This window comes from Streptomyces sp. NPDC110618 (assembly GCF_055657065.1).
The window spans coordinates 353,688-369,831 of sequence record NZ_JBVKBN010000001.1; the positions used below are offsets into that span (position 1 = coordinate 353,688).

Consider the following 16,144-nt stretch of genomic DNA (forward strand, 5'->3'; position numbering starts at 1 on the left):
ATCATGCGACGGACCGGCCAACTGGCCACTGTGATCACCGGCGTGGCCCTGCTCCTCGGCTGTATGTCGGGACCGGCCGCCTCCGAACCCGACGCCGGGGAACGGGTGCTGGTCTTCTCCAGGACGGCGGGCTTCCGCCACGACTCCATCCCCGACGGCGTACAGGCGCTGAAGGACCTCGGCGCCTCGGCCGGCATCACGGTCGACGCCACCGAGGACGCCCGCGCCTTCAGCAATGCCAACCTGCGCCGCTACGACGCCGTGGTGTTCCTCTCCACCACCGGCGATGTGCTCGACACCGCCCAACAGCGGGCGTTCGAACGGTATGTGCGCCAGGGCGGCGGCTTCATGGGCGTCCACGCCGCCGCCGACACCGAGTACGACTGGGCGTTCTACGGGCAGACCGTCGGCGCCTACTTCCAGTCGCACCCGGCGATCCAGCAGGCCACGGTGGAGGTCGAGGACCACTCCCACGCGGCGACCTCGCACCTGCCGACGGCCTGGAACCGGACGGACGAGTGGTACAACTACCGCTCCAACCCCCGCGACCGGGTCCGCGTGCTCGCCTCCCTCGACGAGTTCTCGTACTCCGGCGGCACCATGAACGGCGACCATCCCATCGCCTGGTGCCACACCAGTCAGGGCGGACGGGCCTTCTACACCGGCGGCGGCCACACCAAGGAGTCCTACGCCGACCCCGCCTTCCGGCAGCACCTGCTGGGCGGGCTGCGCTGGACGACGGGCGCCGTGCAGGCCGACTGCCGCCCGGAGAACGGCTACCGGTCGCTCTTCGACGGCACCGCCGAGTCGCTGTCCGGCTGGCGGCAGGCGGGCCCCGGCTCCTTCGAGCTGGAGGCGGACGGCAGCCTCACCACCACGGGTGGCATGGGCATGCTCTGGTACGCCGACCAGGGCCTCGGCTCCTACTCCCTGAAGCTCGACTGGAGGATGGCCGGGGACGACAACTCCGGTGTGTTCGTGGGCTTCCCGCCCTCCGACGACCCGTGGTCGGCGGTGAACAACGGCTACGAGGTCCAGATCGACGCCACGGACGCCCCCGACCGGACCACCGGCGCCGTCTATGGCTTCCAGTCCGCCGACCTGGCCCGGCGGGACGCCGCGCTGAACCCGCCGGGGGAGTGGAACACCTACGAGATCCGGGTGGAGGGCGAGCGGCTGCGCGTCTGGCTCAACGGCGTGCAGATCAACGACTTCACCAACACCGATCCGGTCCGGAGCCTGCGCGACGGGCACCTCGGCATCCAGAACCACGGAGCCGACGACCAGGTGTCCTTCCGGAACATCCGGATCAAGGAACTGCCCGCGAGGGGCAACTGAGCGGCGGCGGGCGGGAGACGCCGGACTCCCGCCCGCCGTCTTCCACCCCCCCTTTCCGGGGGAGTACCGGGGTTTCCCGCACGACAAGGAGGCTGTCCGTGTCTGTGTCCTCTTCGTCCCCTTCGTTTCCGTCCGGGGTCCGCACCGGAGTGTGGCTGGTCGGGGCCCGGGGCTCCGTCGCCACGACGGTGGTCGCGGGCTGCGCCGCGATCTCCGCGGGCCTGCACCCACCCACGGGCATGGTCACCGAAACCCCGGCCTTCACCGACTGCGGACTGCCGCCCCTGCCGTCCCTGGTCTTCGGCGGCCACGACACCCTCGACTGCCCGCTGCCCAAACGCGCCGAACAGCTCGCCGCGGGCGGCGTCCTGCCGCACGGGCTGCCCGCCGCCGTGCAGTCCGAACTGGCCGCGGCCGAACGGGAGATCAGGCCCGGCGGCCCCCTCCCCGGCGACACCCGCGACGAATCCGCACTGATCGGCGCCTTCGCCGACGACATCCAGGACTTCGTACGACGCCGGGGCCTGGCCCGAGCGGTCGTGGTGAACGTGGCCTCCACCGAACCCGCCGCCACCGGCCCGGCCCTCCCGCCCAGCAGCCTGTACGCGGCAGCCGCCCTGCGCGCGGGCTGCCCCTACGTCAACTTCACCCCCTCCACCGGCCTGCACCACCCCGAACTCGCCACCCTCGCCGCCGACTCCGGCCTGCCCTACGCGGGCCGCGACGGCAAGACCGGGCAGACCCTGCTCCGGGCCGCCCTGGCGCCGATGCTCACCCAGCGCGCCCTCGCCGTGCGGGCCTGGTCCGGCACCAACCTCCTCGGCGGCGGCGACGGCGCCGCCCTCGCCGACCCGGCGGCCGCCGCCGCGAAGAACGCGGGCAAGGAACGCGTCCTCGCCGAGACCCTGGCCACCCCACCCGAGGGTGAGGTCCACATCGACGACGTGCCCGCCCTCGGCGACTGGAAGACCGCCTGGGACCACATCGCCTTCGACGGCTTCCTGGGCACCCGCATGGTCCTCCAGACCATCTGGCAGGGCTGCGACTCCGCCCTCGCCGCACCCCTGGTCCTCGACCTGGCCCGGTTCGCGGCCCGGGCCCACGAACGGGGCCTCGCGGGGCCGCTCGGCGAACTCGGCTTCTACTTCAAGGACCCGGTGGGGGACGGGCCGGCCGCACTGTCGGAGCAGTACGCCGAACTGCTGCGGTTCGCCGACGTACTCCGCGACGGCGAGGGGGCGGGATGGTGAGCGTGCGCGCCTGGGCGGAACTGCTGCGCCTGCCCGCCCTGTTCACCGTCCCCGGCGACGCCCTGGCGGGCGCCGCCGCCACCGCCGTCCCCCACAACTCCCGCACCCTGCTCGCCATCGGCTCCTCCCTGTGCCTGTACGAGGCCGGCATGGCCCTCAACGACTGGGCCGACCGCGAGGAGGACGCCGCCGAACGCCCCCACCGCCCCCTGCCCTCCGGCCGCGTCCGCCCCGCCGCCGCCCTCACCGCGGCCTGCGCCCTCACCGCGGGCGGCCTCGCGCTGGCCGCGCGCGCCGGACGCCCCGCCCTCGCGGTCGCGGCTCCGTTGGCCGCCACGGTCTGGGCCTACGACCTGCGCCTCAAGCACACCCCGGCCGGTCCCGCGGCCATGGGTGCGGCCCGCGCCCTCGACCTCCTCCTCGGCGCCGCGGCCACCTCCGGCCGTATCCGCCCGGCCCTCCCGTCCGCCGCCCTCCTGGCCACCCACACCCTCACGGTCACCTCGGTCTCCCGCCACGAGACGACGGGCGGTTCGACCAAGGCCCCGCTCGCGGCCCTGGCCGTCACCGCCGCGCTGAGCGCCCTCATCTCGCGGGGCGGCGCGGGGGCGCGGGGAGCCCGTGCCGCGTGGGCGATTCCCGGCGACGCGGGCGGCCCGGGCAGTGCGGACCGGGGTGGCCGCACGGGAGGCGCCCATGCCGGGGGTGCCGTCGGCGTCGAGGCGGGCCCCGGTGGACGGGGCGGTGCGGGCGGTGCGGACCGGGGTGGCCGCATGGGTGGCGTCTATGCCGGGGGTGCCGTCGGCGTTGAGACGGGCCCTGGCGGACGGGGCGGTGCGGGCGGTGCGGACCGGGGTGGCCGCATGGGTGGCGTCTATGCCGGGGGTGCCGTCGGCGTCGAGGCGGGCCCCGGCGGACGGGGCGGCCCAGGCGGACGGACCGGCTCGGGCGGACGGGGCCCGGAACCCGCTGGCCCCGGCTCGCCGGGCACGGCCCATGCGCGGGGGACCGCCGCCCGGGGGACCACCGCCCAGGGGACCGCCGCCCGGGGGACCGCCGCCCGGGGTACCGCCGTCGGGCCGAGTGCTCCCCTGGGCCGAGCCCTCGCCCTCGCCTACGCCGCCACCACCGCCCGCCCCCACCTCCACGCCGCCCTGAACCCCTCACCCCCGCTCACCCAGCGCGCCGTCGGTGCCGGTATCCGCGCCACCGTGCCGCTCCAGGCCGCGCTCGCCGCCCGCTCCGGCGCCGCGGCCACCGCACTGTTCGTCGCGGCTCTCGCCCCGCTGGGCCGCCGGTTCGCGAGAAAGGTGAGCATCACATGACCACCGCACCGGGCACCCTCCGCTTCGGCTACGGCACGAACGGCCTCGCCGACCTGCGCCTGGACGACGCCCTCGGCCTGCTCGCCGACCTCGGCTACGACGGCGTCGGACTGACCCTCGACCACATGCACCTCGACCCCATGGCCCCGGCCCCCGACCTCGCCGCCCGGGTCCGTCACGTCGCCCGCCGCCTGGACGCGCTCGGACTCCGCGTCACCGTCGAAACCGGCGCCCGCTATGTCCTCGACCCGCGCCGCAAGCACGGCCCCTCCCTCCTCGACCCCGACCCCGAGGACCGCGGCCGCCGGGTCGACCTGCTGCTGCGGGCCGTACGCATCGCCGCCGACCTCGGCGCCCACGCCGTGCACTGCTTCAGCGGCATCACCCCCGACGGCACCGACCCGGACACCGCCTGGAAGCGCCTGGCCGAAGCCCTCGCCCCCGTCCTCGACGCGGCCTCCGCCGCCCGCGTCCCGCTCGCCGTCGAACCCGAACCCGGCCATCTGCTCGCCACCCTCGCCGACTTCCACCACCTCCGTCACACCCTCGGCGACCACCCGCACCTCGGACTCACCCTCGACATCGGCCACTGCCAGTGCCTCGAACCCCTCCCTCCCGCCGACTGCGTGCGCGCCGCCGCGCCCTGGCTGCGCCACGTCCAGATCGAGGACATGCGCCGCCGCGTCCACGAACACCTCCCCTTCGGCGAGGGCGAGATCGACTTCCCGCCCGTCCTCGCGGCCCTCGCCGACACCGGCTACCAGGGCCTGACCGTCGTCGAACTGCCCCGCCACTCCCACGCCGGCCCCGACCACGCCGCCCGCTCCCTGCCCTTCCTCCGCTCCGCCGCCCCCGAAGGGAGCACCCGATGACCCCGCTCCACCCCGACACGGACTCCCCGACGGCCGACCCCCGGCTCACCGCCCCCGGCGAACTCCGCACCCGCCTGGCGGCCCGCCTCACCGACGCCGCCCGCAGCTGGCTCGACCGGGCCCTGGACGAGGCCGCCGCCCACCCCGGCAGCCACGGCCCCATCTCCACCTGGGAGCTGCGCCTGGCCGAAGCGGGACGCAGATGCGGCCCCGAACACGCCGACGCCGCGCGCGTCCTCATCCTGCACGCCGCCCGCGCCGACACCGAGGCCGTCACCCGCGTCTACCGCCAGGGCACCGGCCCCGAACGCCGCGCCGTCCTGCACGCCCTGCCCCACCTCGTGCCCGGCCCGGACGCCCTCCCGCTCGTCGAGGACGCCCTGCGCGCCAACGACACCAGCCTCGTCGCCGCCGCCGTCGGCCCCTACGCCGCCCGCCACCTCGACGCCCACCAGTGGCGCCACGCCGTACTGAAGTGCCTGTTCACCGGCGTGCCCGTGACCGCCGTCGCCGACCTGGCCCGCCGGGCCCGAGGCGACGCCGAACTCGCCCGCATGCTCGGCGACTACGCCGCCGAACGCACCGCCGCGGGCCGTCCCGTGCCCGAGGACCTGAACCGCGTCCTCGCCCTGACCGAAGCCGGCTCCCCACCTCCGCCGCCCGGTGCGGCCGACCCCCACGGCAAGGAGTCCTGATGCGCATCTTCGACCCCCACATCCACATGACGTCCAGGACCACCGACGACTACGAGGCCATGTACGCGGCAGGTGTCCGCGCCGTCGTCGAACCCTCCTTCTGGCTCGGCCAGCCGCGCACCTCGCCGGCCACCTTCCTCGACCACTTCGACTCCCTCCTCGGCTGGGAACCCTTCCGCGCCGCCCAGTACGGCATCGCCCACCACTGCACCCTCGCCCTCAACCCCAAGGAGGCCAACGATCCGCGCTGCCTGCCCGTCCTCGACGAACTGCCCCGCTATCTCGTCAAGGACCAGGTCGTGGCCGTCGGCGAGATCGGCTACGACTCGATAACCCCGGCCGAGGACACCGCGCTCGCCGCCCAGCTCCAGCTCGCCGCCGACCACGGCCTGCCCGCCCTGGTGCACACCCCGCACCGCGACAAGGCCGCCGGACTGCGCCGCACCCTCGACGTGGTCAAGGAGTCCGCGCTGCCCCCGGAACGCGTCCTGGTCGACCACCTCAACGAGACCACCGTCAAGGAGGCCAAGGACAGCGGCTGCTGGCTCGGCTTCTCCGTCTATCCCGACACCAAGATGGACGAGGAGCGGATGGTCGCGATCCTGCGCGCCTACGGCCCCGAGCAGGTGCTGGTGAACTCCGCCGCCGACTGGGGACGCAGCGATCCCCTGAAGACCCGCAAGGTCGGTGACCTGATGCTGGCCGAAGGGTTCACCGCGGACGAGGTCGAGCGGGTGCTGTGGCACAACCCCGTCGCCTTCTACGGGCTCAGCGGCCGGCTCAGCCTCGACGTCACGGCCACCGACGCCACCCACGAGGGCAACTCGATCCTGCGCGGCGGGGCGTGAGCCATGCGCTTCCGCCACCCCGACGGCACCACCGTCCACCTCGCCTACTGCACCAATGTCCACCCCGCAGAGACCCTCGACGGCGTCCTCGCCCAGCTCCGCGAGCACTGCGAACCCGTCCGCCGCCGGCTCGGCCGGGACCGCCTCGGCATCGGCCTGTGGCTCGCCAAGGACGCCGCGCGCGCCCTCGGCAGCGACCCGGCCGCGCTGCGCGGACTGCGCTGCGAACTCGACCGCCGCGGACTCGAAGTCGTCACCCTCAACGGCTTCCCCTATGAGGGCTTCGGCTCCGAGGAGGTCAAGTACCGCGTCTACCGGCCGGACTGGACCGACCCCGAGCGCCTCGACCACACCACCGCCCTCGCCCGGCTGCTCGCCGGACTCCTCCCCGACGACATCGACGAGGGCAGCGTCTCCACCCTCCCGCTCGCCTGGCGCACCCGGCCCACCCAGGCCGCCCACACCGCGCTGCGCACCCTCGGTGAACGCCTCGACGCGCTGCACGAACTCACCGGCCGCTCCATCCGCGTCGGCCTGGAACCCGAACCCGGCTGCGTCGTCGAGACCACCGCCGACGCCATCGCCCCGCTCACCGCGATCGGCCACCCGCGCATCGGCATCTGCGTCGACACCTGCCACCTCGCCACCTCCTTCGAAGATCCGCACACCGCCCTGGACGCTCTCGGCGCCGCCGGTGTCCCCGTCGTCAAGTCCCAGCTCTCCGCGGCTCTGCACGCCGAGCAGCCGCACCTGCCCGCCGTCCGCACCGCACTCGCCGCCTTCGACGAGCCCCGCTTCCTGCACCAGACCCGTACCCGCACCCCGGCCGGCCTGCGCGGCACCGACGACCTCGGCGAGGCCCTGGGCGGCCGGGCCCTGCCCGACACCGCGCCCTGGCGCGCCCACTTCCACGTCCCCCTGCACGCGGCCCCCGCCGCGCCCCTCACCTCCACACTCCCGGTCCTGAAGACCGCCCTGACCCGCCTCGTCGGCGGCCCGCACCCGCTCACCCGCCACCTGGAGGTCGAGACCTACACCTGGCAGGCCCTCCCACCCGAACTGCGGCCCACCACCCGAGGCCAGCTCGCCGACGGCATCGCCGCCGAACTCGCCCTCGCCCGCGACCTGCTGACCGACCTCGGTCTGAAGGAGCTCCCATGACCCCGAGCACCCCACGGACCGGCCCCGGCACCGACGGCCCGACCCCGCTCCTCGTCCTCGACGTCGTCGGCCTCACCCCCCGTCTCCTCGACCACATGCCCCACCTCAAGGCGCTCGGCCGATCCGGCTCCCGCGCCGTCCTCGGCACCGTGCTGCCCGCCGTCACCTGCGCCGCCCAGTCCACCTTCCTCACCGGCACCCACCCCGCCGAGCACGGCATCGTCGGCAACGGCTGGTACTTCCGCGAACTCGGCGACGTCCTGCTGTGGCGCCAGCACAACGGCCTCGTTTCCGGCGACAAGCTGTGGGACGCCGCCCGCCGCGCCCACCCCGGCTACACCGTCGCCAACATCTGCTGGTGGTACGCCATGGGCGCCGACACCGACGTCACCGTCACCCCCCGCCCGATCTACTACGCCGACGGCCGCAAAGAACCCGACTGCTACACCCGCCCCGCCGCCCTGCACGACGAACTCACCGACAAACTGGGCACCTTCCCGCTCTTCCACTTCTGGGGACCCGGCGCCGACCTGGTCTCCAGCCAGTGGATCATCGACGCCACCCGCCACATCAACCGCACCCGCCACCCCGACCTGACCCTGTGCTACCTCCCTCATCTCGACTACGACCTGCAGCGCTTCGGCCCCGACGACCCGCGCTCCCTCCAGGCGGCCACCGACCTCGACACGGCCCTCGCCCCGCTCCTCGACGAGGCCCGCGCCGAGGGCCGCACCGTCGTCGCGCTGTCCGAGTACGGCATCACCCGCGTGACCCGCCCCGTGGACATCAACCGCGCCCTGCGCCGGGCCGGCCTGCTGGAAGTGCACACCCAGGACGGCATGGAGTACCTCGACGCGATGGCCTCCCGTGCCTTCGCCGTCGCCGACCACCAGATCGCCCATGTGTATGTGCGCCGCCCCGAAGACCTGGACGCGACCCGCGCCGCGCTGGACGGACTGCCGGGGCTCGGCCAACTCCTCGACGACGAGGGCAAGAAGGCGCACCACCTTGACCATCCGCGCTCCGGCGAACTCGTCGCCGTCGCGGAGCCGGACGCCTGGTTCACGTACTACTACTGGCTCGACGACGCCCGCGCGCCCGACTTCGCGCGCCTGGTCGAGATCCACCGCAAACCCGGCTACGACCCGGTCGAGCTGTTCATGGACCCGCTCGACCCCTACGTCAAGGTCAAGGCCGCGACCGCCCTGGCGCGCAAGAAACTCGGCATGCGCTACCGCATGGCGGTGGTGCCCCTGGACCCCTCACCTATTCGCGGCAGCCACGGCCGCCTTCCGGAGAGCGACGACGACGGTCCGCTCCTCATCTGCTCCACCCCCCGCGCTGTCGGTGACCGCCTGGCGGCCACCGATGTGAAGTCACTTCTGCTCCAACTGGCCGGTCTCGGCTGAGGGATGCCCCCTCACGTCCGACCGGTCCCCAGTGAAGCACTCACCACTGACAACGCCCCGTGATCAGGAGGAGTTCCCGCATGAGCCGCACCCATCGCACCGACCCCGAACTCACCCACCGCCTCAGCAGACGCGGCATGCTCGGCGTGGCCGCCGGAGCCACCGCAGCCGCCCTGCTGGGCGCCGCGGCCACCCCGGCGACGGCCGCACCCGCCGCCGCGCCCGGCACCGGAAAGGCCCCTGCGGGCCGCGGCCGTCCCGTCCTGCCGCCCGGCCGGCTCGGCATCCAGCTCTACAGCCTGCGCGACAAGGTCTCCACCCTCGGATTCGCCGCCGTCTTCGCCGAACTGGAGAAGTACGGCTACGACGAGGTCGAGTTCGCCGGCTACACCCAGGGCTCGGCGGGCCCCATCACCCTCGCCCAGCTCAAGCGGCTGGCCCGCAACCACGGCCTGAACCCGATCGGCAGCCACGTCGGCTACTACTCCGACGACCCAGGCGCCTACACCTTCGCCCAGAACCTCACCAAGGTCCTCGACGACGCCCAGGCCCTGGGCCTGAAGCACATCGGCACCGCCTCCGGGCCGTTCCGCTACGGCTCGACCGTCGACGCCTGGAAGCGGGCCGCCGAGGACTTCAACACCTACGGCGCGGCGGCGAAGGCGCGCGGCATGAAGTTCTACCAGCACAACCACTCCGAGGAGTTCTCCTTCGCCACCGACAACCCCAAGGTCCGTCTCTACGACGTGCTGCTCGCCGAGACCGACCCCGACCTCGTCTACCTGGAGATGGACATCTTCTGGGCGTACTCGGGCCAGTTCCGCTTCTCCAAGCGGCCCGACGGCACGCCCGCGCCCTTCGACCCCCTCGACTACGTACTCAGGCAGCCCCACCGCTACCCGCTCTTCCACGTCAAGGACGGTGTCAGCGACCCCTCGAACACCTACGGCTACCGCATGGTCGACGTCGGCGACGGGGACATCGACTACCAGAAGTTCATCTCCGGGGTGACCCGGCTGCGCGGCCACCGGCTCGCCCACCACTGGCAGGCCGAGCACGACAACCCGACCGAGTCCTTCACCTTCGCCCGCCGCTCCAGCGAGCACCTGCACTCCCTGCGGGAGAAGTGCTGACAGCCGCAGTCCGTACATGAGGAGACCCTCCCTGACCAGCCCACGGCCACGACCGAAGGTGACTGTCCGGTCACCTTCGGTCGTGGCCAACGGTGGCCGCTCCCGACCCCTCGGATCGGACAGATATGCAGGTGAAAGGCGCTCCGAAACCTTGGTATTGTTGTCCATGTCGCCGCGGGGAACACCCCGCCCAGGCGACAGACACCTAGTCCGGGTGGCGGAATGGCAGACGCGCTAGCTTGAGGTGCTAGTGCCCTTTATCGGGCGTGGGGGTTCAAGTCCCCCCTCGGACACCGGCTGAGACCCCTGTTGATCAGGGGTCTTTCGCATGTCCGGGGCCCAGACGGGCCCCCTCTCCTACGGCACCCCCAGCTCGAACAGCGCATACCCCGCATACGACCCCGAAGCCACCGCCGCGATCCCCAGTGGCCAGCACATCATCGCCGGGCTCAGTCGGCGCAGCGCGAAGGCCAGGGGGAGGTACAGCGGGAACGCCGGGAGCAGATAGCGCGAGACGTTGGCGAAGATCTGCTGGCTGCCCAGGATCAGCGCCATGGTCAGGACCGTGTAGACCACCAGTACCGCCGGTGGGCGCTCGCGCACCAGCAGGCCCAGCATCGTGAAGCCCAGCAGCACCGTGCCGACCGCGATGACGTCCGCGAACGGGAAGGCGAAGAGATAGTCGAAGTGGCCGACCGGGACCGAGGTGAGCACGTCGACGGTCTGCTTGCCGTAGTCGAAGGTGTGCGCCCAGGCGCCGTCCTGGAGTTTGAAGTAGCCGCCGTAGTCGCCCATCTCGTGTCCGACCCAGAGCAGGTAGCCGAGCAGGCCGAGCGGGGCGACGGCCAGGGCGAGCAAGGGGCGCAGGACGCCCTCGTGCTCCCGGTGGTCGCGCAGGGCGAACAGGACGGCGACGGCCAGGGCCACGATCAGCGCGCCCGCGGTGGGACGGTTGAGACCGGCGAGGAAGGTGAGCAGTCCGGCCGTGATCCAGGCGCGGCGCATCATCGCGTGGCAGGCCCAGGCGGCCAGCGCGACGTAGAGGGAGTCGGAGTACACCGCCCACTCCACGCCCGAGCCCGGCCAGACGGCCCACAGTCCGGCCGCGGCGAGACCGGCCCGGCGCCCGCCCAGCCACTCGCCGATCAGGTAGATGCCGAGGGCCGCGGCGAAGGAGGCGACGACGGAGACCAGCAGGCCGGCGCCGTACGAGCCCAGGCCGGTGGTCTCCGAGACCAGGCGCATCAGCGCCGGGTAGAGGGGGAAGAAGGCGGCCGAGTTGCCTTCGAGCGTGATCAGCCCGGTGGCGTCGGGGACCGGGACCAGCGCGGGGTCGTAGCCGTGCTCGGCGACCTGCCGGTACCACCAGCCGTCCCAGGTGGCGAGCACGTCCCAGGGGTGGGCGCCGCCGCCGAAGCGGTGGTGCTTCTCCCGGAAGTCGCCCGCCGAGTGCAGCAGGAGCAGGAAGACGGAGAAGCCGATCAGCTTCAGGGTGCCGTACAGGGCCAGTACGGGTCCGTAGTACGCGGCGGCCCGGCGCAGCCGGCCGGGTTCGGGGCCCGCTTGGTCCTCGTCGAGGCGGGCGTCGACGTCGGTGACGGTGGCGTTCATCGGGCGGCTCCGGCGGCTCCCGTGCGGAACACCCAGGCGCGCAGGAGCAGGAACCGCAGCAGGGTGGCGGTGAGGTTGGCGGCGACGAGGACGGCGAGTTCCGTCCGCGCGCCGGCGCCGGGGTCGGCGAGGTGCAGCGCGGCCAGCGCCCCGGAGGTGAGGCCGAGCCCCAGGGCGAAGACCAGCAGGCCGCGTGCCTGGTGGCGCAGGGCCCCGGACCGGCCGCGCACCCCGAAGGAGAACCGCCGGTTCGCGGCCGTGTTGGCGACGGCGCACACCAGCAGCGCCAGCGCGTTGGCGGCCTGCGCCCCGGTCACCGGCCGCAGCGCGGCGTACAGCAGCAGATGGGCGAGGGTGCTGACGGCGCCGACCAGTGCGAACCGCAGGAGCTGGGGGAGCAGCCCCGGTCGGGCGCCGTCGGCGGGCAGGGTGCCGCGGGCCAGGGCGGTGCCGATGCGGGCGATGCCGCGCAGGTCGGCGAGGACGGTGGCCAGGATGTCGACCCGGCTGTCCGGGTCGTCCACCCAGTCGACCGGCACCTCGTGGATGCGCAGCCCGGCGCGCTCGGCGATCACCAGCAGCTCGGTGTCGAAGAACCACTCCTCGTCCCGCACCAGCGGCACCAGCCGCTCCGCCACCTCGCGCCGCACCGCCTTGAACCCGCACTGCGCGTCCGAGAATCCCACGGCGAGCGTGGAGCGGAGCAGGGTGTTGTAGCCGCGGGACAGCAGCTCCCGCTTCGGCCCGCGCACCACGCGCGCGCCGGGCGCCAGCCGGGTGCCGATGGCGAGGTCGGAGTGGCCCGAGATCAGCGGTGCGACCAGCGGCAGCAGCGCGCTCAGTCCGGTCGACAGATCGACATCGACGTAGGCCAGGACCGGCGCCTGCGAGCGGGACCAGGCCGCGCGCAGGGCGCGTCCGCGGCCCTTCTCCTCCAGCCGCAGACACCGCACCTCGGACAGCTCACGGGCGAGGGCGGCGGCGATGCGGGGGGTGGCGTCCGTGCTGGCGTTGTCGGCGACGGTGATGCGGAAGGGGTACGGGAAACCGCCGCGCAGATGGGCGTGGAGCCGGCGGACGCTGCGTTCGAGGTCGGCCTCCTCGTTGAAGACGGGGACGACCAGGTCGAGAACGGGGTCGCCGGCGTCGACGGATATCGGTTGCCGGGTCGCGCCGCACTCCCGCCGGGTCCACTGTTTTGTCACGGTTCGTCCTTGGGTGTTCTGTGCCGCAGGGCAGGCTGGGGTAAGCCCCGGGCGGGTGTCGGGAAGGCGCGCTTGTGGGGTCAGGGGGTGAGGAGGGACTCGGGCGGGGTCTCCGGCTCCGACTCCACCTGCGTGTACGAGGGCGGGGGCGGCGTGGTGGGCGTGGCCGTGTTCGAGGGCTCGTCGATGCGGGCGGGCTCGGTGGTCGTACGGGTCGACGTGGGCTCGTTCGACGTCGTCACCGTGGAGGGGGGCTCGGTGGACGTGTCGGTCGAGGTGTCGGACGTGGCGGGCGCGGAGGTGTCCGTCGACGTGGGCGGTTCCGAGGTGGGCAGCGGGCCGGACACGGAGACCGACGGGCTCGTGGTCGGGGTGGGGCCGGGCGAGCTGGGCTCCACGTGCTCGCTGCCGTCGGGCCGCAGCATCAGGGCGAGTGTCACCGCGCCCACCGCGAGCACCGATCCGGCGGCGTTCCGGGCGGCACGCAGTCGGCGCCGCAGCCGTACCGCCTCGTGGAGGCGTTCCCGGTGCTCGGGCTCGAAGGGGGTGTATTCGTGGGAGGAACGCATCATGTGGGCGAGTTGCTCTTCGAAGTGGTCCACTTTTCCTCCTCACCCCACCGGTTCGATGACATCGGACAGAAGCTGACGCAGCCGGGCGACCCCGCGCGAGGCGTGCGAGCGGGCGGTGCCCACCGGGCAGCCCAGTACGTCGGCGACCTGCCGGTCGGGCAGGTCCTGGTAGTAGCGCAGGACGACCGCCGCGCGCTGTTTGGGCGGCAGTTGGGCGAGCGCGGCCTCCAGCCGGGAGCGTTCGGCGACGCGGGCGGAGACATCGCCCGGCATCGCCTGTTCCGGCAGCTGTTCGACGGGCCGCTCGCCCCACCAGCGCCGCCGGGCCGACTTCGCCGCGGCGCGGGCCATGATCCGGCGGACGTACGCCTCCGGCGCCTCCTCGCCGACCTTCGCCCACACCGACCACAGCTTGACCAGGGAGTCCTGCACCAGGTCCTCGGCCCGGTGCCGGTCCCCTCCGGTGAGCAGCCGGGCGAGATGGAGCAGTCCTGACCACCGGGCCGCCACGAATTCGTCGAACTCACCACCTGGAGTCCGCTTCATCCACCCATCCCCCGCTGTCGCCGATCGCCTACATCTGGGAGAAGACCCTGGCACCTCCGAAACGCTGCACTCGAATGAAGTGATGTAGGCCACAGTGCATCCGGAGGCTCCGTGATCATGGCGTTCCGCTTATTGCATATGATGTGCAAGTGCATGACTACGACATCAGGGCGGCCGGTCCGGAGGACGTCGCGGGCGCCCGGGCCGTGATGCTCGACACCGTCTACCGAGACTTCGGTACCGGATACGTGCCGCGGTGGCACGAGGACATCGTGGACCCGGCGACCGCCTACCTGGTGCCGGTCCGGCACACCCTGCTGGTCGCCACGCGCGGCGGTGAGGTCGTCGCCACCGGCGCCCTCGACGCCCGCGGCCCGCTCTCGCCGCCCAACCCGGCCCACCTCGCCGAGCGGTATCCCTCCGGTACGACCGCCCAGTTGCGGCGGATCTACGTACGGCCCGATCACCGGCGCCGCGGACTCGCCCGCCGACTGGTCCACCGGTTGCTGGAGTTCGCCGCCGCCGACGGCGGCTACCGGGCCGTCTACCTGCACACCGACCCCGCCGTCGAGGGCGCCGAGGCGTTCTGGCGGTCCCTGGGCAAGGTCGTGCACGACGAGCGCGAGGGCCCGGGCGGCGGGCAGGGCATTGTTCACTTCGAGATACCGATGGGGCGGTAGAGCACACCGTGCGCCGAGTCCGTTTTTCCGTTGCCCTACTGCTCACGCCCTTGCTGGCGGGGTGCTTCGCCTCCTCGGGCGGCGCGTCCGGCGACGCCGGAGCCGAGGGCTCCCGGCTCCGGGTCGCGCTCGCGTTCCCGCCCGCCGAGAACCTCTCGCCCTACGGCGCCGACGCGACGATCCTCAGCCGGCTCGGCGTCACCGAGGGGCTGACCGCCCTCGACGCCAACGGCGCCGCCGCCCCCGCGCTCGCCCAGTCCTGGCGGCGGGAGGGGAAGCGGACCTGGGTGTTCAGTCTGCGCGAGGCCACCTTCCAGGACGGGAGCGCGGTCACCCCCGCCGCCGTCGCCGCCTCGCTCACCCGGGCCACCGAGGCCCGCCCCGCGCCCGCCGCCCTAGCCGGGGTCGGCCTCACCGCGAAGCCCGCCGGGAAGAACGGCGTACGCGTCACCACCGACGAACCCGACCCCGTACTGCCGCTGCGGCTGTCCAGCCCCTCGCTGGCCGTGCTCTCCGCGAAGGCGTACGCCGCCGACGACCGCGTCGACCTCGTCGGCACCGGGACCGGACCGTTCGAGCTGACCAAGGTCATGGGCAGCACCGCCGCCACGCTCGACCGGTACGACGACTACTGGGGCGGCCGGGCCCAGGCGCCCGGCATCGACGTGAAGTTCATCCCCGACGGCAGCGCCCGCACCAACGCCCTGCGCACCGGGCAGATCGACCTCGCCGAGGCCGTCCCCGTCTCCCAGGCCGCCTCCCTCGACAAGGACGTCCGCGCGGCGACCGCCACCACCCGCACCACCAGCCTGCTGCTCAACTCGCGGTCCGGGCCGTTCAAGGACGCAGGCCTGCGGGCCGCCGCACGCGGCGCCGTCGACACCGCCGTGCTCGCCGAGGACGTGTACGAGGGGTACGCGGACGCGGGCGCCGGTATCTACGGTCCCGCCGTCACCTGGGCCGAGAGCAAGCGGGTCCGTCCCGTGGGACGGGCGAAGGCCGCCGACCCGGACGGCGCGCGGATCACCCTCGCCACCTACGACAACCGGCCCGAACTCCCCGAGGTCGCCCAGGTGCTCAAGCAGCAGCTGGAGAAGGCCGGGTTCGAGGTCACCCTGGAGGTGCGCGAGTACTCACGGCTGGAGAGCGACGCCCTCGACGGCGAGTTCGACGCCTTCGTCCTCGCCCGCAACACCCTCGTCGACACCGGCGACCCCGTCTCCGTCCTCGCCAGCGACTACACCTGTGACGGCGGATACAACCTCGCCCAGCTCTGCGACAAGGACGTCGACCGGGCCGTGGCCCGCGCCGAGGACGCCGACGACACCGCCGGCCGGCAGGACGCGGCGATGGCCGCCGAGGCGGAGATCCTCGGCACCGACACCGTCGTCCCGCTCGTCCACCAGCGGATCATCACCGGCGTCGCCCCGTCGGTGCGCGGCGCGCTCCTCGACCCGTACGAGCGCGTCCTCGTCGGCACCGGCACCCGGCGCTGACCG

15 protein-coding genes and 1 tRNA gene are annotated in these 16,144 nt (G+C 73.4%); 12 read left to right on the plus strand and 4 right to left on the minus strand.

Going from position 1 to position 16,144, the window contains the following annotated elements; translation table 11 throughout:
• Positions 1-3 precede the first annotated feature (3 nt).
• The 10 genes from ACZ7L7_RS01485 to ACZ7L7_RS01530 all read left to right on the plus strand — a co-directional run bounded on the left by ACZ7L7_RS01485 (position 4) and on the right by ACZ7L7_RS01530 (position 10,324).
• Complete coding sequence (locus ACZ7L7_RS01485; RefSeq protein WP_472074354.1) at positions 4-1,338, plus strand: ThuA domain-containing protein; 1,335 nt, start codon at positions 4-6, stop codon at positions 1,336-1,338.
• Between the two features lie 98 nt (positions 1,339-1,436).
• Positions 1,437-2,588 carry an inositol-3-phosphate synthase gene (locus ACZ7L7_RS01490; protein WP_453601601.1) on the plus strand — a complete coding sequence of 384 codons (1,152 nt, stop codon included), beginning with the start codon at positions 1,437-1,439 and terminating at the stop codon, positions 2,586-2,588.
• Positions 2,582-3,913, plus strand: coding sequence for an SCO3242 family prenyltransferase (locus ACZ7L7_RS01495; protein WP_472074356.1), 1,332 nt, complete (start codon positions 2,582-2,584; stop codon positions 3,911-3,913). The genes ACZ7L7_RS01490 and ACZ7L7_RS01495 overlap by 7 nt, the downstream gene beginning before the upstream one ends.
• Complete coding sequence (locus tag ACZ7L7_RS01500) at positions 3,910-4,785, plus strand: sugar phosphate isomerase/epimerase family protein (protein ID WP_471428079.1); 876 nt, start codon at positions 3,910-3,912, stop codon at positions 4,783-4,785. Before ACZ7L7_RS01495 ends, ACZ7L7_RS01500 begins: the two co-directional genes overlap by 4 nt.
• Positions 4,782-5,480: an EboA domain-containing protein gene (locus ACZ7L7_RS01505; RefSeq protein ID WP_453601610.1), complete on the plus strand. Its 699-nt coding sequence runs from the start codon at positions 4,782-4,784 to the stop codon at positions 5,478-5,480. Before ACZ7L7_RS01500 ends, ACZ7L7_RS01505 begins: the two co-directional genes overlap by 4 nt.
• Entirely contained in the window at positions 5,480-6,328 is an 849-nt protein-coding gene (locus ACZ7L7_RS01510) for a TatD family hydrolase (RefSeq protein ID WP_472074358.1), read from the plus strand. The genes ACZ7L7_RS01505 and ACZ7L7_RS01510 overlap by 1 nt, the downstream gene beginning before the upstream one ends.
• Positions 6,329-6,331: 3 nt before the next feature.
• Positions 6,332-7,489 carry a metabolite traffic protein EboE gene (eboE, locus tag ACZ7L7_RS01515; protein WP_285513786.1) on the plus strand — a complete coding sequence of 386 codons (1,158 nt, stop codon included), beginning with the start codon at positions 6,332-6,334 and terminating at the stop codon, positions 7,487-7,489.
• Entirely contained in the window at positions 7,486-8,898 is a 1,413-nt protein-coding gene (locus ACZ7L7_RS01520; protein ID WP_285513787.1) for an alkaline phosphatase family protein, read from the plus strand. Before eboE ends, ACZ7L7_RS01520 begins: the two co-directional genes overlap by 4 nt.
• Before the next feature lie 80 nt (positions 8,899-8,978).
• Positions 8,979-10,031, plus strand: a complete 1,053-nt coding sequence (locus ACZ7L7_RS01525; protein ID WP_453601616.1) for a sugar phosphate isomerase/epimerase family protein — start codon at positions 8,979-8,981, stop codon at positions 10,029-10,031.
• Positions 10,032-10,239: 208 nt separating this feature from the next.
• Positions 10,240-10,324: transfer RNA gene (locus ACZ7L7_RS01530), tRNA-Leu, on the plus strand.
• 64 nt (positions 10,325-10,388) lie between these two features.
• Here the strand turns inward: ACZ7L7_RS01530 and ACZ7L7_RS01535 are convergent.
• The 4 genes from ACZ7L7_RS01535 to ACZ7L7_RS01550 form a co-directional block, all read right to left on the minus strand.
• Positions 10,389-11,642 carry a glycosyltransferase family protein gene (locus ACZ7L7_RS01535; RefSeq protein ID WP_453601619.1) on the minus strand — a complete coding sequence of 418 codons (1,254 nt, stop codon included), beginning with the start codon at positions 11,640-11,642 and terminating at the stop codon, positions 10,389-10,391.
• Entirely contained in the window at positions 11,639-12,847 is a 1,209-nt protein-coding gene (locus ACZ7L7_RS01540) for a bifunctional glycosyltransferase family 2/GtrA family protein (protein ID WP_453601622.1), read from the minus strand. Before ACZ7L7_RS01540 ends, ACZ7L7_RS01535 begins: the two co-directional genes overlap by 4 nt.
• Before the next feature lie 80 nt (positions 12,848-12,927).
• Entirely contained in the window at positions 12,928-13,449 is a 522-nt protein-coding gene (locus tag ACZ7L7_RS01545) for a hypothetical protein (RefSeq protein WP_453601625.1), read from the minus strand.
• A gap of 9 nt (positions 13,450-13,458) precedes the next feature.
• A complete protein-coding gene (locus ACZ7L7_RS01550; protein ID WP_453601628.1) occupies positions 13,459-13,965 on the minus strand; it encodes a SigE family RNA polymerase sigma factor in 507 nt (168 codons plus the stop codon).
• Positions 13,966-14,114: 149 nt separating this feature from the next.
• On the opposite strand from ACZ7L7_RS01550, the gene ACZ7L7_RS01555 reads away from it, so the two are divergent.
• Positions 14,115-14,645: a GNAT family N-acetyltransferase gene (locus ACZ7L7_RS01555; protein WP_285513792.1), complete on the plus strand. Its 531-nt coding sequence runs from the start codon at positions 14,115-14,117 to the stop codon at positions 14,643-14,645.
• Positions 14,646-14,653: 8 nt separating this feature from the next.
• Positions 14,654-16,141 carry an ABC transporter substrate-binding protein gene (locus ACZ7L7_RS01560; RefSeq protein WP_471428074.1) on the plus strand — a complete coding sequence of 496 codons (1,488 nt, stop codon included), beginning with the start codon at positions 14,654-14,656 and terminating at the stop codon, positions 16,139-16,141.
• Positions 16,142-16,144 lie beyond the last annotated feature (3 nt).

Bases quoted from the DNA above. Each gene is read 5' to 3' on its own strand.
- ACZ7L7_RS01485 (WP_472074354.1), top strand. From the start codon at position 4: ATGCGACGGACCGGCCAACTGGCCACTGTGATCACCGGCGTGGCCCTG.
- ACZ7L7_RS01495 (WP_472074356.1), top strand. From the start codon at position 2,582: ATGGTGAGCGTGCGCGCCTGGGCGGAACTGCTGCGCCTGCCCGCCCTG.
- ACZ7L7_RS01500 (WP_471428079.1), top strand. From the start codon at position 3,910: ATGACCACCGCACCGGGCACCCTCCGCTTCGGCTACGGCACGAACGGC.
- ACZ7L7_RS01505 (WP_453601610.1), top strand. From the start codon at position 4,782: ATGACCCCGCTCCACCCCGACACGGACTCCCCGACGGCCGACCCCCGG.
- ACZ7L7_RS01510 (WP_472074358.1), top strand. From the start codon at position 5,480: ATGCGCATCTTCGACCCCCACATCCACATGACGTCCAGGACCACCGAC.
- eboE (WP_285513786.1), top strand. From the start codon at position 6,332: ATGCGCTTCCGCCACCCCGACGGCACCACCGTCCACCTCGCCTACTGC.
- ACZ7L7_RS01520 (WP_285513787.1), top strand. From the start codon at position 7,486: ATGACCCCGAGCACCCCACGGACCGGCCCCGGCACCGACGGCCCGACC.
- ACZ7L7_RS01525 (WP_453601616.1), top strand. From the start codon at position 8,979: ATGAGCCGCACCCATCGCACCGACCCCGAACTCACCCACCGCCTCAGC.
- ACZ7L7_RS01535 (WP_453601619.1), bottom strand. From the start codon at position 11,642: ATGAACGCCACCGTCACCGACGTCGACGCCCGCCTCGACGAGGACCAA.
- ACZ7L7_RS01550 (WP_453601628.1), bottom strand. From the start codon at position 13,965: ATGAAGCGGACTCCAGGTGGTGAGTTCGACGAATTCGTGGCGGCCCGG.